Origin of the sequence: Streptomyces griseorubiginosus (assembly GCF_001514195.1) — a bacterium.
In the GTDB taxonomy this organism is placed as follows: Bacteria; Actinomycetota; Actinomycetes; order Streptomycetales; family Streptomycetaceae; genus Streptomyces; species Streptomyces griseorubiginosus.
This window is the reverse complement of the sequence record NZ_KQ948734.1, coordinates 1,336,198-1,353,152: the sequence shown is the minus strand read 5'-3', so window position 1 is coordinate 1,353,152 and position 16,955 is coordinate 1,336,198. Positions and strand designations below refer to the sequence as shown.

16 protein-coding genes are annotated in these 16,955 nt (G+C 70.3%); 1 reads left to right on the top strand and 15 read right to left on the bottom strand.

Features of this window, described 5'->3' with window-relative positions; all coding sequences use genetic code 11:
• Positions 1 to 89: 89 nt before the first annotated feature.
• From lepB (AQJ54_RS06040) to proS, 10 genes are all read right to left on the bottom strand, one after another.
• Entirely contained in the window at positions 90 to 1,073 is a 984-nt protein-coding gene (gene lepB, locus AQJ54_RS06040; RefSeq protein ID WP_079069750.1) for a signal peptidase I, read from the bottom strand.
• Entirely contained in the window at positions 961 to 2,055 is a 1,095-nt protein-coding gene (lepB, locus tag AQJ54_RS06035) for a signal peptidase I (RefSeq protein ID WP_062234942.1), read from the bottom strand. The genes lepB (AQJ54_RS06040) and lepB (AQJ54_RS06035) overlap by 113 nt, the downstream gene beginning before the upstream one ends.
• Entirely contained in the window at positions 2,048 to 2,863 is an 816-nt protein-coding gene (lepB, locus tag AQJ54_RS06030; RefSeq protein ID WP_248845303.1) for a signal peptidase I, read from the bottom strand. The genes lepB (AQJ54_RS06035) and lepB (AQJ54_RS06030) overlap by 8 nt, the downstream gene beginning before the upstream one ends.
• A gap of 45 nt (positions 2,864 to 2,908) precedes the next feature.
• Positions 2,909 to 3,259 (bottom strand): 50S ribosomal protein L19, encoded by a 351-nt coding sequence (gene rplS / locus AQJ54_RS06025; RefSeq protein WP_020138756.1) that lies wholly within the window; start codon positions 3,257 to 3,259, stop codon positions 2,909 to 2,911.
• Between the two features lie 132 nt (positions 3,260 to 3,391).
• Positions 3,392 to 4,225, bottom strand: a complete 834-nt coding sequence (gene trmD / locus AQJ54_RS06020; RefSeq protein ID WP_062026744.1) for a tRNA (guanosine(37)-N1)-methyltransferase TrmD — start codon at positions 4,223 to 4,225, stop codon at positions 3,392 to 3,394.
• Complete coding sequence (gene rimM, locus AQJ54_RS06015) at positions 4,222 to 4,767, bottom strand: ribosome maturation factor RimM (protein WP_062234541.1); 546 nt, start codon at positions 4,765 to 4,767, stop codon at positions 4,222 to 4,224. Before rimM ends, trmD begins: the two co-directional genes overlap by 4 nt.
• A 90-nt stretch (positions 4,768 to 4,857) precedes the next feature.
• A complete protein-coding gene (locus AQJ54_RS06010) occupies positions 4,858 to 5,097 on the bottom strand; it encodes an RNA-binding protein (RefSeq protein ID WP_003973401.1) in 240 nt (79 codons plus the stop codon).
• A 2-nt stretch (positions 5,098 to 5,099) separates the two neighbouring features.
• Positions 5,100 to 5,528 (bottom strand): 30S ribosomal protein S16, encoded by a 429-nt coding sequence (rpsP, locus tag AQJ54_RS06005; protein WP_030315831.1) that lies wholly within the window; start codon positions 5,526 to 5,528, stop codon positions 5,100 to 5,102.
• Between the two features lie 252 nt (positions 5,529 to 5,780).
• On the bottom strand, positions 5,781 to 6,383 hold the full coding sequence (locus AQJ54_RS06000; RefSeq protein WP_020138752.1) for a hypothetical protein: 603 nt from the start codon (positions 6,381 to 6,383) through the stop codon (positions 5,781 to 5,783).
• Between the two features lie 261 nt (positions 6,384 to 6,644).
• On the bottom strand, positions 6,645 to 8,060 hold the full coding sequence (proS, locus tag AQJ54_RS05995; protein WP_062234539.1) for a proline--tRNA ligase: 1,416 nt from the start codon (positions 8,058 to 8,060) through the stop codon (positions 6,645 to 6,647).
• Between the two features lie 200 nt (positions 8,061 to 8,260).
• On the opposite strand from proS, the gene AQJ54_RS05990 reads away from it, so the two are divergent.
• Positions 8,261 to 9,118: a class I SAM-dependent methyltransferase gene (locus tag AQJ54_RS05990; RefSeq protein ID WP_062234536.1), complete on the top strand. Its 858-nt coding sequence runs from the start codon at positions 8,261 to 8,263 to the stop codon at positions 9,116 to 9,118.
• A gap of 108 nt (positions 9,119 to 9,226) precedes the next feature.
• Here the strand turns inward: AQJ54_RS05990 and ffh are convergent, their stop codons facing one another.
• The 5 genes from ffh to nsdA form a co-directional block, all read right to left on the bottom strand.
• On the bottom strand, positions 9,227 to 10,780 hold the full coding sequence (gene ffh, locus AQJ54_RS05985) for a signal recognition particle protein (protein WP_062234533.1): 1,554 nt from the start codon (positions 10,778 to 10,780) through the stop codon (positions 9,227 to 9,229).
• Between the two features lie 84 nt (positions 10,781 to 10,864).
• Positions 10,865 to 13,318, bottom strand: a complete 2,454-nt coding sequence (locus AQJ54_RS05980; protein ID WP_062234530.1) for a [protein-PII] uridylyltransferase — start codon at positions 13,316 to 13,318, stop codon at positions 10,865 to 10,867.
• A 26-nt stretch (positions 13,319 to 13,344) separates the two neighbouring features.
• Positions 13,345 to 13,683 (bottom strand): P-II family nitrogen regulator, encoded by a 339-nt coding sequence (locus AQJ54_RS05975; RefSeq protein ID WP_003997576.1) that lies wholly within the window; start codon positions 13,681 to 13,683, stop codon positions 13,345 to 13,347.
• The gene (locus tag AQJ54_RS05970; protein WP_062026750.1) at positions 13,680 to 15,005 is read right to left on the bottom strand and encodes an ammonium transporter; all 1,326 of its coding nucleotides are present in this window, start codon (positions 15,003 to 15,005) and stop codon (positions 13,680 to 13,682) included. Before AQJ54_RS05970 ends, AQJ54_RS05975 begins: the two co-directional genes overlap by 4 nt.
• 325 nt (positions 15,006 to 15,330) lie before the next feature.
• Positions 15,331 to 16,824 carry a transcriptional repressor NsdA gene (nsdA, locus tag AQJ54_RS05965; RefSeq protein WP_062026751.1) on the bottom strand — a complete coding sequence of 498 codons (1,494 nt, stop codon included), beginning with the start codon at positions 16,822 to 16,824 and terminating at the stop codon, positions 15,331 to 15,333.
• Positions 16,825 to 16,955 lie beyond the last annotated feature (131 nt).

Below are 16,955 nucleotides of genomic sequence, written 5' to 3'. Positions count from 1 at the left end.
CCCGAGGTCGCAAGCTCCGCAAAGCTTTCACCAGGTAGGTCCTTCGCCGCGCACAACCATCAGCGAGCCGTTCTCCCGCGACGAGGCCCTCAGCGAGACCGCTCCACCGAAGCCTTCCGGCGCCGCCACAGCACCAGCGGCACCGCGCCCACGAGCGCGACCCCCTGCGGGGCGAACGTCAGCGCCTTGGACGCCGACGCCTGGTCGTTGATCCCGGCCTGGCTGAAGGTGTCCGGCTTCGGCAGGGTGCCCCAGCGGTTGACCGGCCAGGCCTTGACGATGGCGCGGCCCACGACGTCGTCGACCGGGACCATGCCGTGGTGCGAGTCCGACTGGTTGTAGCGGGAGTCCCGGGAGTTCTGCCGGTGGTCGCCCATCACCCAGATGTAGCCCTTGGGCACCTTCACGGTGAACTGGCCGCCCTGGTCGTCCTGGCTGCACGGAGTGTTGCCGGCGTAGACGTACGACGACTCCTCCAGCGCCTTGCCGTTGACCTTCAGCGGGCCGGTGCCCGAACAGGAGACCGTGTCGCCGCCGACGCCGATGACGCGCTTGATGAGGTCCTTCTCCTCGGCGGACGGCATGAGGCCGATCCAGGAGAGGAACGTCTGTACGGCGTTCGGGTTCGCGGTCGGTTCGCCGGCCAGCCAGTTGTCGGGGTCGTGGAAGACGACGACCTCGCCGCGCTCGGGCTTGGAGCCGAACCAGGGGGTGAGCTTGTCGACCAGGACGCGGTCGCCCTGCTGGAGGGTGTTCTGCATCGAGTCGGACGGGATCGAGAAGGCCTGCACCAGGAACGTCTTGATCAGCAGCGCGAGCACCAGCGCGATGACGATCAGGATGGGCAGCTCCTTCCAGAAGGAGCGCTGCTTCTTCGCCTTGGGCGCGGAGTCGCCCGTCCCACCGCCGCCGGTCCTGGGGGGCTCGTCGACCGGCGGGCCGTCCCCGCCCGCGGCCGGGTCATTCCCGAAGGTTACGGCGCCCTCCGCGGCCGGGTCGGCTGCGTCCACGGGGCGTCCGCGGTGCTCCTCGCCGTCGTGCCCGGATCGTGCGCCAACCGCCACATCCCCCACGCCAACTCCTTACTCTGTGCCGCCGCCTGCCCCATGTACGGCGCAGGCCCACCACTCCCATAACGAGCGGGAGTTCCGCAGGGCTCGGGAGTTGGATCGCTTCGTTCGGATCCTCGGGAGCAACCCTAAGCGACGCCCGGGAGGCTGTGGCCGCCCCGGACGCCGAGTCGGCAACGGAAGAGTAAGTTTTCGGTTCGTCCAGCATGGTCCAGTGCCCGAAAGGCCATGCGATGACCCTGGCCCGCCCCACCACGGAGTCCAGGGAGACGGTGCCGCCGTAGTCGGTGTCCTGGTGCGCGCGGGAGTCCGCGGAGTTGGCGCGGTGGTCGCCCATCACCCACAACCGCCCTTGGGGGACGGTGATGTCGAACGGCTGGGTGGAGGGGGCGTTGCCGGGATACAGGTAGTCGGTCTCGCTCAGGGGGACGCCGTTGACGGTCACCCGCCCCTGGGTGTCGCAGCACTTGACGCGGTCCCCGCCGACGCCGACGACCCGCTTGATGAGGTCCTTCTCGTTGTCCGACGGCAACAGGCCGATGAAGGTGAGGCCTTCCTTGACCTGTTTGACGACGACGGGGTCGGCTTTCCTCGTGGTGGTCTGCTCGTCCTGGAGCCAGCCGCCGGGGTCCTTGAAGACGACGACGTCCCCGCGCTTCGGCTCGGAGCCGAACCACGGGGTGAACTTGTCGACCAGGACGCGGTCGCCGATCCGGATCGTCTGCTCCATGGATCCGGACGGGATCACGAACGCCTGGACGAGGAACGTCTTCAGGACGAGCGCTATCAGGACGGCCACGCCCACGAGGAGCGGTATCTCCTTGACCGCGCCGCGCCGTCTGCGCCGCTTGACCTTGCGCTGGAGCTTGCGGCGCTCCGCGCGGGAGCGGCCGCCGCCGGGGCTGGTGGACCGCCGGACGCCGGTGGGCAGCAGGTTCTCGGCGGGCGTCGTCGACACACCGCGCGGTTTGCCGCGGTTACCCATGCGCACCCTCCACGGCACGCACGCCCGCGTCGACACCGGAAGGAACGGGCACCCGCACATCCGCACCCGCCCGGACAGGCACGCTCACCTGAGAACCGGCACGGCCAGGCACGCTCACCTCGGCACCGGCCCGGACAGGCACCCGCGCGTACGCCCCGGCGCGATGCAGCCGGGTGGCGTGGGCGGCCGGCCAGATGATCCAGTCGGCCCGGCCGAGGACGTCCTCGACGGGGATCATGCCGCCGCCCGGAGAGCCGAGATGGTCGCGGGAGTCGCTGGAGACGCTGCGATGGTCGCCGAGGACGAACAGGGTGCCTTCGGGCACCTCGACGTCGAAGGGCACCGAGGACGGAACGTCACCCGGGTACAGGAAGTCCGACTCGTCGACCGACCGGCCGTTCACCTCGATCCTCCCCTTCTTGTCGCAGCAGACCACATGGTCTCCCCCCACACCCACCACGCGCTTGATGTAGTCCCCGTCCCCGAAATACCCCGATCCGTCGAACACCACCACATCACCGCGCTGCGGCTCGGCACCGAAACGGTACGCCAACCTATTTACGAGAACGCGGTCCCCGATCCTCAATCCGTTTTCCATGGATCCGCTAGGAATCTGGAAAGGTCTGACCACGAACGTACTGATCAGCAAAAGAAAGACCAGGCAGAGCAGCAGGGCCAGGGAGATCCGGCCGCCGGGCACCCACTCCGTGATCCTCGACACCAACGCGAAACGCGACCGTCCCTCCACGGTCCCTGGTGCGGGACGGGAGGAGCGGTCGCGCTCCGTCTGCTGTGCTTCGGTGTCCATCGGGGCCAGATGCTATCCGCCCCCGCTGTGACCTCCGAAAAGCGCTCAGTTGTCGCGCTTCTCCTTGATCTTCGCGGCCTTGCCGCGCAGCTCGCGCAGGTAGTACAGCTTGGCGCGACGCACGTCACCGCGGGTGACGAGCTCGATCTTCTCGACGATCGGGGTGTGCACCGGGAAGGTGCGCTCGACGCCGACGGAGAACGAGACCTTGCGGACCGTGAAGGTCTCGCGGACACCGGCACCCTGGCGACGGATGACAACGCCCTTGAACTGCTGCACACGGGAGCGGTTGCCCTCGATGACGCGCACGTGGACGTTGACGGTGTCACCCGGGCGGAAGGCCGGGATGTCGCTGCGCAGCGACGCGGCGTCGACGGAGTCGAGCAGGTGAGACATTTCGTCTGCTTTCTTCGCCCATGCCACAGGTCATCGGCGGTAGTCGTGTTTCGTGAGGATGCTGTCCGTGTCGGGGCGGGCGTCGTGTCCCCCTGTGGCAGGGGCGCACGCCGGACGACGCACAACAGCGACCTATTGTTCCATGCCTTCTGGCCTGCGCCAAAATCGCCCGTAGGGCTCCCCCTCCGGGTCGGGCGCCCAGCCCAGGATGGAGAGCATCTCGCGGTCCTTCTTGTCGAAGGCCTTGGGGTCGCAGCGCTCGATGAGGTCGGGCCGGTGGGCCGTCGTCCGCCTCAGGGCCTCGTCCCGTCGCCAACGGGCGATCTTGCCGTGGTGTCCGCTGAGCAGCACGTCCGGGATGCCGCGGCCGCGCCACTCGGGCGGCTTGGTGTAGACGGGTCCCTCCAGGAGGTTGGCCATCGCGCCGGGCGCGAAGGAGTCGTCCTGGTGCGACTCCGCGTTGCCGAGGACCCCGGGCAGCAGCCGCGCGACGGCCTCTGTCACCACCAGTACGGCTGCCTCCCCGCCGGCGAGGACGTAGTCGCCGATGGACACCTCGTAGACCGGCATCCTGGTCGCGTACTCGTCGATCACCCGGCGGTCGATGCCCTCGTACCGCGCGGGCGTGAAGATCAGCCAGGGGCGCTCGGAGAGCTCGACGGCGAGTTCCTGGGTGAACGGGCGGCCGCTCGGGGTGGGAACGATGAGGGCGGGCGCGTGGGAGCCCGTCTCGTATCCGTCCGCCAGCGCGGAGTCCAGCGCGTCACCCCAGGGCCCGGTCTTCATGACCATGCCCGGGCCGCCGCCGTACGGGGTGTCGTCGACGGTGTTGTGACGGTCGTAGGTCCACTCGCGCAGGTCGTGCACATGCACCTGGAGCTGCCCCCGCGCGCGTGCCTTGCCGACGAGGGAGACGTTCAGGGGTTCGAGGTACTCGGGGAAGATCGTGACGACGTCGAGCCTCATGCGTCGTCGTCCCGGGTGGAGACGATCTCGGCCCGGTCGTCGATCAGTCCGGGCGGCGGGGTGATGACCGCCTTCTGCTCGGCCAGGTCGATCTCGGCGACGATCTCCTCGACGAAGGGGATCATCACCTCGCTGCCGTCGGGCCGCTCGACGATGAAGAGGTCCTGGGAGGGCAGGTGCGAGATCTCGGTGATGCGGCCGACCTCGACACCGTCCGCGGTGACCACGTCGAGGTCCATGAGCTGGTGGTCGTAGTACTCGTCCTCCTCCTCCGGCAGCTCGTCGGGGTCGACCTCGGCGATCAGGAGGGTGTTGCGCAGGGCCTCGGCGGCGGTGCGGTCCTTCACGCCCTCGAAGCGCAGGAGGAGACGGCCGCTGTGGACGCGGCCGGTCTCGATGGTGAGGGGCCCCGTGGCGGCGGGATCGGTGGCGAGTACGGCACCGGGGGCGAGCCTGAGTTCCGGCTCGTCCGTACGTACCTCGACGGTGACCTCGCCCTTGATGCCGTGGGCACGGCCGATGCGAGCGACTACCAGCTGCACTGTGCTTGATCTCCTGGACGACAAGTAGGTACGACTACGGGCCGGGGACGGCCGATGGCCCTCCCCGGCCCGAGCCGGTGCTGCGTTGCGTCAGCGGACGTGGTCCACGTCGACGAGGTCGACGCGGACACCGCGGCCGCCGATGGCGCCCACGACGGTGCGCAGGGCGCGTGCGGTGCGGCCGTTACGGCCGATCACCTTGCCGAGGTCGTCGGGGTGGACCCGGACCTCCAGCACACGCCCGCGGCGCAGGTTGCGCGAGGCGACCTGCACATCGTCAGGGTTGTCGACGATGCCCTTCACGAGGTGCTCGAGAGCCTCCTCGAGCATGCTCAGGCCTCGGTCGACTCAGACGAAGACGACTCAGCCGGAGCCTCGTCCTTCTTCTCAGCCTTCTTCTTCTGGGTGATGGCCTCACCCTTGCCCTCGTCGTCCCCACCGAGGGAGTCGAAGACCGGGCGAGCGGCCTTCGGCTCGGCCACGAGCAGCGGAGCCGGAGCCGGCAGGCCCTTGAACTTCTGCCAGTCGCCGGTCAGCTTGAGGATGGCGAGAACCGGCTCGGTCGGCTGCGCGCCGACACCCAGCCAGTACTGCGCACGCTCGGTGTCGACCTCGATGCGCGAGGGGTTCTGCACCGGGTGGTACAGACCGATCTCCTCGATCGCACGGCCGTCACGACGGGTGCGGGAGTCGGCGACGACGATGCGGTAGTGAGGCGAACGGATCTTGCCCAGACGCTTCAGCTTGATCTTGACTGCCACGGGAGTGGGTTCTCCTGGTTTTGACGTGGTTGGGCACGGCGAGATTGCCGCGTGGGGTTGCGGTACCCGAGTGCCCGATGGACGCGTCAGCCGGAGGCGAGAGGGTTCCTGTGCGGCTGTCGAGTACAGCTAGCCATTGTGCCACACCCCGCGGCTCGCTCCGGACCGAGGTCACGCGCGAGCATGCCTGAGGGGCACCCGGCACTCCGGGTGCCCCGAGGCCGACCGCGACTGCCACGAGCAGCCGCGATCTCAGCTCGCCGCCGCGCCCACGATCTCGGGGATCCGGAACGGCTTGCCGCACCCCCCGCAGACGATCGGCGCCTGGGCCAGCACGGAGGGGACGACCCGGACGTTGCGGCCGCAGTCGCAGACCGCCTTGACCCGGACCCCGCCCCCGGAGGAACCGTGCCGGGCCGCCGGACCCCGGAAGGAGCGGGCGGTGTCGGCGGAGGTCGCCGCGGTGTGGGCCTTGAGGGCGCGCTGGAGCCGCTCGATGGTCGGGCGGTACCGGCGCTTCGCCTCGGGGGTGAGCGTGACCAGCGAGAAGCCGCTGCTGGGATGCGGCTCCTCGGGGTGGTCCAGGCCCATCTCCTCGGCGATCGCGAGGAATCTGCGGTTGTGGTAGCGGCCGGCGCGGGAGGTGTCGCGAATGCCTCGCGCGGCGGCGATGCCGTGGACTGCCTCGTGAAGCAGTCGCTCGAAGGAGAGCTCGTGACCGCAGGCGGACGACGACTCCCCGATCAGTGACTCTGGCGCGGCAAGGTCGGGCAGCTCGGGGTGGTACCGCTGAATGTCGGCCCACGCCTCTGCCAGCTCTGCGGCGAGAACAGGTGGTGTCTGTGTCGTGCTCACGTAATGACAACGAGCCAGAGTGCCGCTGTGTTCCTATTCCGGGGCATCCCAAATAATTTGCACGTACCCGTCAGTTGCCGCTGATGCGTGGAGACGAGGGCGGGTGCGCTGATCTGCGGAGAAGCCTCGCAGCTCATACCAAGCCGGTACGTAGCGTGAGGTACGCCCCGGCGCGTAGATCGCGTCCACGCGCCGGGGCGGTGGTGATCCGCGGGCGTGCAAGAGGTGTTTCGGTCGCTCTCGCGCCGGAAGGGCGCTGCCTCAGTAAGCGCGTGCGACGACCGCGACGTTACCGGGCGCGTCGTCGGCGCTCGGCACCGACCCGTCCTCCGCGACCAGACACCGTACGGTCACGGCGTGCTCGGCCAGCCTGGCCTCGCCCTCCGCGCCGAGGACGGCCCACGGGATCCGCGCCCAGCCGCCGGCGACAGCGGCCTCGACGGCCTCCTCGAAGGTCGACACGTCGGCCGTACGGGACTCGCGGCGCTCCCGGGACTGGGCCAGCAGCAGCGCCTGGTCCTCCTCAAGGGCGGCCGGGACCAGCCGTACGAGATCGTCGAAGCCGATCGCCTGCTTGCCGCCCGGAATGCGCCGGGCCACCATCGCGGTGCCGTTCTCCAGGTCACGGGGTCCGACCTCGACGCGGACCGGCACGCCCTTGAGCTCCCAGTCGACCGCGCGGCGGCCGAAGGGGGTGTCGGTGCGGTCGTCGACATGGACGCGCAGGCCCGCCGCCCGCAGCCGGTCGCCGAGTTCGCGGACCTTGGCCAGAACCGGTTCGTCCCCCTTGATGGCGAGCACGACGACCTGGGTCTGCGCCAGCCGGGGCGGGACGCGCAGGCCGTTGTCGTCGCCGTGCATCATCACCAGGGCGCCGATCATGCGGGTGGTGGAGCCCCAGGAGGTCTGCCAGACGAGTTCCTGGGTGCCGTCCTTCGACAGGTACGTGGTGTTGAAGGCCTTGGCGAAGTTCTGGCCCAACTCGTGGCTGGTGGCCATCTGGAGGGCCTTGCCGTCGCCCATCATCCCTTCAAGGGTGAGGGTGTTGATGGCCCCGGCGAACCGCTCCTTGACGGTCTTGCGGCCGGGGACGACGTCCATGGCGAGGACGTTCGTCATGAAGTCCTCGTAGACCTGCCGGTGGATGTGCGAGGCGAACGCGCGCGCGTCCTCCTGGGTGGCGTGCGCGGTGTGGCCCTCCTGCCACAGGAACTCGGTGGTCCGCAGGAACAGCCGGGGCCGCAGCTCCCAACGCACCACGTTCGCCCACTGGTTGATCAGCAGGGGCAGATCGCGGTAGCTCTGCACCCACTTCGAGAAGTAGTCGTTGATGATCATCTCGGAGGTGGGGCGGACGACGGCGGGCTCTTCGAGTTCCTTGCCGCCGCCGTGCGTGACGACCGCGAGTTCGGGCGCGAAGCCCTCGACGTGGTCGGCCTCGCGGGTGAGATACGACTGGGGGATCAGCAGCGGGAAGTACGCGTTCTGGGTCCCCGTGGCCTTGATGCGGGCGTCCATCTCGGCCTGCATCCGCTCCCACAGCCCGTACCCGTACGGTCGGATGACCATGGTGCCGCGCACCGGACCGTTGTCGGCCAGTTCGGCCTTGGTGACGAGATCCTGGTACCAGCGCGGGAAGTCGTCCGCCCGGGGTGTGAGAACAGGTGCCTTTGCCATGGCGCGATGTTACGGGCCCACGTTGCCGCCATGTGAATTCTTTTCGCCTGCACCGCCGCACGGGCAAACGGGGCCCCTCGCCCTCTGGACGAGCGGACGAGTGCGGAGTTACCTGGCATACGGGGGAAGTGCGAGACCACGTCACGGGGGCTACGGAACCGAGCAAAGAGTCGACCGACGGCGGATTGGGGCGCTTATCCATGACACCTGTGCTCGTGCGGCAGCATCTGTCCTCGGCGGGAGAAACCTCCCGCGCGGACCTCGGTGCACGCGCGCGTGACTGGTCCGAGATCCAGGAGCGGATGCTGGTTCCGCTGTACGAGGCCGTCTACGAGCGACTGGAAGTGGGCCCCGGGTCGCGGCTGTTGGGCCTCGGCTGCGGCAGCGGACTGGCCCTGCTGATGGCCGCCTCCAGAGGCGCCGCGGTCGCCGGTGTCGAGGCCGACTCCGCCGAGCGCCTGGCCCTCGCGCGGGAGCGGTTACAGCCGGAGACGGGGGCTTCGCGCGCGCGAAGCCGCCCCCGGCTCGCCGCGGGGGCGCCCGAGAATGTCACCGACGCCGGGGCGCCGCCGTACACCGTGGTGACCGCTTTCGAGCCGATCGGCTGCCTCGCGGGCGACTCGGAGGGGCTCGGGGACCTGCTCGCCTCGGCGACCCCGCTCGCCGCGCCGGGGGCGGCCGTGGTGCTCGTCGGCTGGGGCCCGCCGGAGCGGTGTGCCACCTCGTCCGTGCTGCGGGTGGCCACCAAGCTGGCGGATCCGCTGCGGGGCACGGCCCGTTGGCGCCCGGCGCTGCGCGACGACCTGGAGGAGGTCGCCGAGGGGGCCGGGCTCAGGCCCGACGGCTCGGGCCGGGTGGCGTGTCCCTTCGGGTACGCCGACCTCGACAGCGCGCTCAAGGGGCTGCTGTCGACGGGGCTGTTCGACGCGGCGATCGCGGCGACCGACCAGGCCCAGGTGGACGAGGAGGTCACGGAGGCGCTCCATCCGCATCAGCGCCCGGACGGCACGGTGTGGATGCCGAACGTGTTCCGCTACCTGATCGCGCGCACGCCGTAACCGTCGCCTTCTGGACACGGCACAGCCGTCGCCCTCCGAACAGCCTTCCGTACACGGCGCGGGGGCGCCCCTCCGCAGAGGAGCGCCCCCGGCGACAGGGCCGACGACTCAGCCCATGAACTTCTTGAACTCGTCCGGCAGTTCGAAGTCCTGCGGGGCCTGCTGGCCGGGCACCCCGAAGGCGCCGCCGCCCTGGGCGCCCGCGGCCTTGCGCGCCGCCTCCTCGGCCTCCTGCTGCTTGCGCTTCATCGGGTTCCCGGAGCGCTGCTTGCCCTTGGCCTTCTTCGGCTGCTTCTTGGCGCGGCCGGGACCGCCGCCCATGCCCGGGATCCCCGGCATGCCCGGCATCCCGCCGCCCTGGGCCATGCGGGACATCATCTTGCGGGCCTCGAAGAACCGCTCGACCAGGTTCTTGACCGCGCTGACCTCGACACCGGAACCCTTGGCGATACGGGCGCGGCGCGAGCCGTTGATGATGGTCGGCTCCTGGCGCTCGGCCGGGGTCATCGACTTGATGATCGCGGCCGTGCGGTCGACGTCCCGCTCGTCCAGGTTGTTGATCTGGTCCTTGATCTGGCCCATGCCCGGGAGCATGCCGAGCAGCTTGGAGATGCTGCCCATCTTGCGGACCTGCTCCATCTGGGCCAGGAAGTCGTCCAGGGTGAAGTCCTGGCCCTTCTTGGACGCCAGCTTGGAGGCCATCTTCTCGGCCTCTTCCTGACTGAACGTCTTCTCCGCCTGCTCGATCAGGGTGAGCAGGTCACCCATGTCGAGGATGCGGGAGGCCATCCGGTCGGGGTGGAAGGCGTCGAAGTCCTCCAGCTTCTCGCCGTTGGAGGCGAACATGATCGGCTTGCCGGTGATCTGCCGGATCGACAGGGCGGCACCACCGCGGGCGTCGCCGTCGAGCTTGGAGAGCACCACGCCGTCGAAGCCGACGCCGTCACGGAAGGCCTCGGCGGTGTTGACCGCGTCCTGACCGATCATCGCGTCGACGACGAAGAGGATCTCGTCGGGGCTGACCGCGTCGCGGATGTCCGCGGCCTGCTGCATCAGCTCGGCGTCGATACCGAGCCGGCCGGCGGTGTCCACGATCACGATGTCGTGGACCTTCGCCTTGGCGTGCTCGATGGAGTCCTTGGCGACCTTGACCGGGTCACCGACGCCGTTGCCGGGCTCGGGGGCGTAGACCGCGACACCGGCGCGCTCGGCGACGACGCTGAGCTGGTTGACGGCGTTGGGGCGCTGGAGGTCGGCGGCGACGAGCAGCGGCGAGTGGCCCTGCTCCTTCAGCCAGCGGCCGAGCTTGCCCGCGAGGGTGGTCTTACCGGCACCCTGGAGACCCGCCAGCATGATCACGGTGGGCGGGTTCTTGGCGAACCGGAGGCGCCGGGTCTCGCCGCCGAGGATCGTGACGAGTTCCTCGTTGACGATCTTCAGGACCTGCTGGGCGGGGTTCAGCGCACGGGAGACGTCGGCGCCGAGGGCCCGCTCCTTGACGTTCTTGATGAACGTGCGGACGACGGGCAGGGCCACGTCCGCCTCGAGGAGCGCGATACGGATCTCGCGCGCGGTGGCGTCGATGTCCGCCTCGGAGAGCCGTCCCTTGCCGCGCAGGTTCTTGAAAGTCGCTGAGAGGCGATCGGAAAGAGTATCGAACACGGCGCTCGCGGTCCTCGGGGTCGGTGGCAGCTGGGAATCGCCCTCCAGGGTATCCCGGCGACGTGGCTCGCCGGGATCCCCCGGTCAGCCCCGCAGGGTCTCCTCCAGCTTCCGGGCCACGGAAGCCGCCTCCGCGCTCGCCAGCGGCGTCCCCTTGGCGTCGGTCACGTAGAAGGCGTCGACCGCGTTGGCGCCCAGGGTCGACACATGGGCGCTGCGCATCCGCACTCCGGCGTCCTCCAGCGCCTGCCCGATGCGGAACAGCAGTCCCGGGGCGTCCTGGGCGCGCACCTCGATCACGGTGGCGTGCCGGGATGCCGCCGAGGCGACCGCCACGCGCGCGGGGGGCGCGACGACGCCCCGGCGCCTCGGGTAGGCGGCGTCCCGCTCGGCCAGCCGCCCGGCGATGTCCAGGGAGCCGTCCAGGGCCCGGACGAGATCGGCGCGCAGCCGGGCCGCCTGGGGCAGTGAGCCGTACTGGGCGGCGACCCGCCAGTTCAGCAGCAGCACCGAGCCCTCGACGCCGTCGGGCAGGTCCAGGGCGCGCAGTTCCGCGGTCCGCACGGTGAGCCGGTGCACGGCCAGCACGCCGGCGACCGCGGGCAGCACACCCGGCTGGTCCGGTACGGCGATCACGAGCTCCACGCCGAGCGGCTCGGGGTCCCCGGCCGGCTGATCCTCCGCGGTCACGGGCGGTTCGGTCTGGGCCCGCAGCGACAGCACCGGGCCGCCGGTCGCGACCGCCTCGATGGCGAGCCGCTCCTGCTCGGCGGTGGGGGCGGCGGCCTCGGGCTCCTCGGGGGCGTCCCCGGCGAGCACCGCGGCCACCCGCTTGACCAGGTCGGCGACGAGCGAGCCCCGCCAGGACGACCAGGCGGCCGGACCGGTGGCCAGCGCGTCGGCCTCGGTCAGCGCGTGCAGCAGCTCCAGGGTGCCCTGCGATCCGACGGCCTCGGCGACCGCGCGCACGGTGGCCGGGTCGTCCAGGTCACGCCGGGTGGCGGTGTCGACGAGCAGCAGGTGGTGCCGTACGAGAGCGGCCAGTACGGCGACGTCGTCGCGGTCGAAGCCGATCCGGCCCGCCACGTCACGGGCGATGATCTCGCCGGCCACCGAGTGGTCGCCGGGCCAGCCCTTGCCGATGTCGTGCAGCAGCGCGGCGACCAGCAGCAGGTCGGGGCGGTGGACGCGGCGGGTGAACTCGGAGGCGCGCACGGCCGTCTCGATGAGGTGCCGGTCGACGGTCCAGATGTGCACGGCGTTGCGCTGGGGGCGGCAGCGCACCCGCTCCCAGTCGGGCAGCAGCTGGGTGATCAGGCCCTCCGCCTCCAGGGCCTCCCAGACGTCGACGGTCGAGGGGCCGGAGCCGAGCAGGGTGACGAGCTGTTCGCGGGCCTCGGCGGGCCAGGGCGTGGGCAGCGGACGGGCGTGCGCCGCCATGCGTCGCACGGCGTGCAGGGAGAGCGGGAGTCCGGCCTGGGCCGCGGCGGCCGCGGCGCGCAGCGGGAGCACGGGGTCGCGGTCGGGGCGGGCGGCCCGGGCGAGGACGACCTCGCCGTCCTGCTCCACCACGCCTTCCGCGAGCGGGGAGCGCTCGGGGACCGGCTTGCCGCCGCCGAGCATGGCGCGCAGGCGCGGCCGCACGGAGCGCGACCTGAGCACGCGCCCCACCTCGCGCCAGGTGACGTCACTGGCGTAGGAGATGACCCGCGCAGCCTCGTAGACCTGGCGCAGCAGGGTGTCGGCGTCCAGCAGGCCGAGTTCGGCGGCGACCTGGTCCTGTTCCTGGAGCGCGAGCCGGTCGGTCGCGCGGCCCGTCGTCAGGTGCAGGGCGTCCCGGACGTCGAGCAGCCGGCGCCGGGCGTCGTCGAGGCCCTCGCGCGGGGCGTCGGCCAGCCAGGAGGCGGCGACGGCACGCAGGGCGGTGGCGTCCCGGAGTCCGCCGCGGGCCTCCTTGAGGTCGGGCTCCAGGAGGTACTGGAGTTCGCCCTGGCGCTCGGCGCGCTCGGCGCACAGCTCCTGGAGTTCGGGGAGGCGCTTGGGCGCCTGGTTGCGCCAGTCCGCGAGGACGGCCGTGCGCAGCCCGGCCGTCAGGCCCAGGTCGCCCGCGAGGTGCCGGGCGTCCAGGAGACCGAGCTGGACTTTCAGGTCCTCCCCGGCCGTCTTGCGGGCCTCGCCGGGCGTGCGCACCGAGTGGTCGAGGGCGAGGCCCAGGTCCCACACCGGGTACCAGATGCGGTCGGCCAGGGCGGCTACCGCGGTCGGGTCGCTGCCGTCGTGCAGCAGGACCAGGTCCAGGTCGCTGCGCGGGGACAGCTCGCCGCGGCCGTAGCCGCCGACGGCGATCAGGGAGACCCCGCGCGGCTGCTCGGAGCCCGCGGAGAACAGTCCCGCGAGCCAGTCGTCCGTCAGCTCGGAGAGGGCGGAACGGCGCGGCGGCCCGGACCGCGCCCCCTCCTGGAGGAGGCGCAGCCGGGCCGCCGCGTAGCCGCTGGGTCCCGAGTCCTCTACGTCCTTGTGCACGTCCGTGCTCGTCACCCAGCAGCTCCTGTTCTGTTCTTCGGTCAGAGCGCGTCCGGGCCGCGCTCGCCCGTGCGGACCCGTACGGCCGTCTCGACCGGCAGGGACCAGACCTTGCCGTCACCGATCTTGCCGGTGCGGGCCGCCTTGACGATGACGTCGATCAGCTGCTCGGCGTCGTCGTCCTCGGCGAGGACCTCGATGCGGATCTTCGGGACCAGGTCGACGGTGTACTCGGCACCGCGGTAGACCTCGGTGTGGCCCCGCTGACGACCGTAGCCGCTCGCCTCGGTGACCGTCAGGCCGTGGACCCCGAAGGCCTGGAGGGCTTCCTTGATCTCGTCGAGCCGGTGCGGCTTGACGACGGCGGTGATGAGCTTCATGCGTCCACCTTCTTGGACTCGGCAGCGGCCGCGACGGCGACCTTGGCGGAACCGCCACCGGCACCGCTGAAGTCGTATGCGGTCTCGGCGTGCTCGGCCTGGTCGATACCGGAGACCTCTTCGTCCTCACTGACCCGCATACCGATGGTCTTGTCGAGGAGGAAGGCGAGGATCGCGGAGGCGATCAGGGAGTAGGCGAGGACCGCGAAGACACCGGCGCACTGCTTCCAGAACTGGTCCATGCCGCCGCCGTAGAAGAGGCCCTTGACGTCGGACTGGCCCTTGCCGCTGGCGAAGAAGCCGATCAGCAGGGAGCCGATGACACCGCCGACCATGTGGACACCGACGACGTCCAGGGAGTCGTCGTAGTTGAAGCGGTACTTCAGGCCGACGGCCGCGGCGCAGGCGACACCGGCGATGGCGCCGATGCAGATCGCGCCGATCGGGGTGATCGCACCACCGGACGGGGTGATGGCGACCAGACCGGCGACCGCGCCGGAGGCGGCACCGAGGGTGGTGAACGCGCCGTGGCGGATCTTCTCGTAGAGGAGCCAGGCGAGCATGGCGGCCGCGGTGGCGATCTGGGTGTTGACGAACATCAGCGAGCCGACGCCGTCGTCGTTGCCCAGCCAGGATCCGGCGTTGAAGCCGAACCAGCCGAACCACAGGAGACCGGCACCGAGCATGACCAGCGGGAGGCTGTGCGGACGCATGGGGTCACGCTTGAAGCCGACGCGCTTGCCGATGACCAGGATCACGCCGAGCGCCGCGGCACCCGCGTTGATGTGGACCGCCGTACCACCGGCGAAGTCGATCACACCGAGCTCGAAGGCCCAGCCGCCGGTGCCCCAGACCCAGTGCGCGACCGGGAAGTACACGACCGTGGCCCACAGCAGGACGAACAGCGACCAGGCGGAGAACTTCACGCGGTCGGCGAGGGCGCCGCTTATCAGGGCGGGCGTGATGATGGCGAACATCATCTGGAAGACGGCGAAGGCGAAGACGGGGATCGTGTACCCCGACCAGATGTCCGCCTTGTCGATGCCGGTCCAGCCGAAGAAGTCGTTCTCCCAGCCGATGAGCGAGCCGTGGTCCGTGCCGAACGCCATGGAGAAGCCGTAGACCACCCACAGGATGGTGACGATACCCATGCTGATGAAGCTCATCATCAGCATGTTGAGGGTGCTCTTGACCCGGACCATGCCTCCGTAGAAGAAGGCCAGGCCCGGGGTCATGATGAGCACCAGGGCGGAACAGATCAACATGAAACCTGTGTTGGCCACGGACAGCTTGTCCGCGGCGAGCGTGATGGCTGGTGCCATCGGCGTCTCCTCGTCGTTGGTACGGCCCCGTGCGGGCAGAGCCTGAGCGGTCTTTGAGGGGGTGGACCGGTTATGCGCCATGAGATTGGCGCAGCGCGGTTTCGGTGGAAGCCCCTCGTTGTTTCGCCGCCATGACGAAGGTGCCTGGTGTGTTACGCGTCGATGAACTGGCAGATTCGGGGCGCGTCGATCGTTATCGTGGCGCAACCTTCGTAGAAGGAAAGAAACCGGCCGCGGTCGGCCTTCCGATGACCTGGCATGGGGGAGCCGAGTCGGGCAGTTCGGGAGGGCCAGCCGCGGCCGGGGTTCCGGGGATCCGCGGGCCTCAGACGGCTTCCGCGGTCTCGGGCAGTTCGACGGCGAGCTTCTCGGTCAGGTCCACGACCTCGGCGAGCTCACCGAAATCGCGTACGGCGGTGTCGACCGTCTTTCGAATACGAGTGTTGACGCGCTCGGAGCGGACTTTCTTGGCGATGTGCATGGCCTGTTCCACCAGCCCGGCGCTCTGCTCGGGCTCACGCCGCAGCAGGTGCACGGTGGCCATGCCGACGAGATTGAGTGCGTACGACCGCTGGTGCTCGGTGTCGTCGGAGAAGAGCTCCACGGCCCGCTGCATGAGGGGTTCCGCCAGCGAGGCGTAGGTCGGGCTGCGACCGGCGACGTAGGCGAGGTCGCGGTAGGAGTGGGAGTTCTCGCCGTACAGCTCGGCCTCGGAGAAGAAGCGGATCCAGTCGGGGTCCGGCTCGTCCCAGTCGTCGGCGTCGGCGAAGGTGTCCTCGGCCATCCGGACCGCCCGCTTGCACTTGCCCGGCTGCCCCATGTTGGCGTAGGCGCGGGCCTCCATCGCATACAGCATGGACTGGGTGCGCGGGCTCGCGCAGTCCCGGCTGCCGTACTGCGCGAGGTGGATCAGCTCCAGGGCGTCCTCGGGCCGCCCCAGGTGGATCATCTGGCGGCTCATGCTGGACAGGACGTAGGAGCCGAGCGGCTTGTCGCCGGCCTCCTTGGCCGCGTGCAGGGCGAGGACGAAGTACTTCTGGGCGGTGGGCTGGAGCCCGACGTCGTACGACATCCAGCCCGCGAGTTCGGCCAGCTCGGCGGCGACCTTGAACAGCTTGCGGGTGGTCGCCTCGGGCTGGGGCTCCTGGAGCAGGTCGGTCACCTCGTGCAGCTGGCCGACGACGGCCTTGCGGCGCAGTCCGCCGCCGCACTGGGCGTCCCACTGCCGGAACATCACGGTGGTGGACTCGAGGAGGTCGAGCTCGGGCCGGGAGAGCCGGCCGGCGCGGCGGGCGGCGGCCGGGTCGGGCTCGCGGTGCGGGGTGGCCCCGGGGCCGGGGACCAGCCAGCGCTGCATGGGCTCGATGAGGGACGGACCCGCGGACAGGGCCAGCGAGGTTCCGAGGAAGCCGCGCCGCGCCAGCATGAGGTCGCTGCGCGAGAACTCGCTGAGCAGGGCCACGGTCTGCGGGCCCGTCCAGGGCAGGTCGACCCCGGTCGTGGACGGCGACTGGCGGGCGGCGCGCAGTCCGAGGTCCTCGACGGAGACGACGCATCCGAACCGCTCGGAGAACAGCTCGGACAGGATCCTGGGGATGGGTTCGCGGGGGTTCTCGCCGTCCAGCCAGCGGCGCACTCGCGAGGTGTCGGTGGAGATGTGGTTGGCGCCCAACTGGCGTGCTCTGCGGTTGACCTGGCGGGCGAGCTCGCCCTTCGACCAGCCGCTGCGCGCGAACCAGGAGGTGAGCAGCTCGTTGGGTCGCTTGTCGGGCTGCGCGGCGCTCCCGGTGCCCGTCCCGCTTCCGCTGTTGCCGCCCACTGGAACGCCCCCATCCCTGAGACCACTTGTCGCCGAGTGCGCCAAGCCTTATCAGAATGCCGGTAAATACGGCCGTTCGTCCGGCAGTTGTCAGCCTTCGAACGGGGAACCTACTTGCCTCCGGCATACCC

What these genes read in the sequence shown, in the direction of transcription:
- lepB (WP_062234942.1), bottom strand. Translation starts at nt 2,055, where the DNA reads ATGGGTAACCGCGGCAAACCGCGCGGTGTGTCGACGACGCCCGCCGAG.
- AQJ54_RS05975 (WP_003997576.1), bottom strand. Translation starts at nt 13,683, where the DNA reads ATGAAGCTCATCACCGCCGTCGTCAAGCCGCACCGGCTCGACGAGATC.
- AQJ54_RS05970 (WP_062026750.1), bottom strand. Translation starts at nt 15,005, where the DNA reads ATGGCACCAGCCATCACGCTCGCCGCGGACAAGCTGTCCGTGGCCAAC.
- trmD (WP_062026744.1), bottom strand. Translation starts at nt 4,225, where the DNA reads ATGAGGCTCGACGTCGTCACGATCTTCCCCGAGTACCTCGAACCCCTG.
- AQJ54_RS06010 (WP_003973401.1), bottom strand. Translation starts at nt 5,097, where the DNA reads ATGCTCGAGGAGGCTCTCGAGCACCTCGTGAAGGGCATCGTCGACAAC.
- rplS (WP_020138756.1), bottom strand. Translation starts at nt 3,259, where the DNA reads ATGTCTCACCTGCTCGACTCCGTCGACGCCGCGTCGCTGCGCAGCGAC.
- proS (WP_062234539.1), bottom strand. Translation starts at nt 8,060, where the DNA reads ATGGCAAAGGCACCTGTTCTCACACCCCGGGCGGACGACTTCCCGCGC.
- AQJ54_RS05990 (WP_062234536.1), top strand. Translation starts at nt 8,261, where the DNA reads ATGACACCTGTGCTCGTGCGGCAGCATCTGTCCTCGGCGGGAGAAACC.
- lepB (WP_248845303.1), bottom strand. Translation starts at nt 2,863, where the DNA reads ATGGACACCGAAGCACAGCAGACGGAGCGCGACCGCTCCTCCCGTCCC.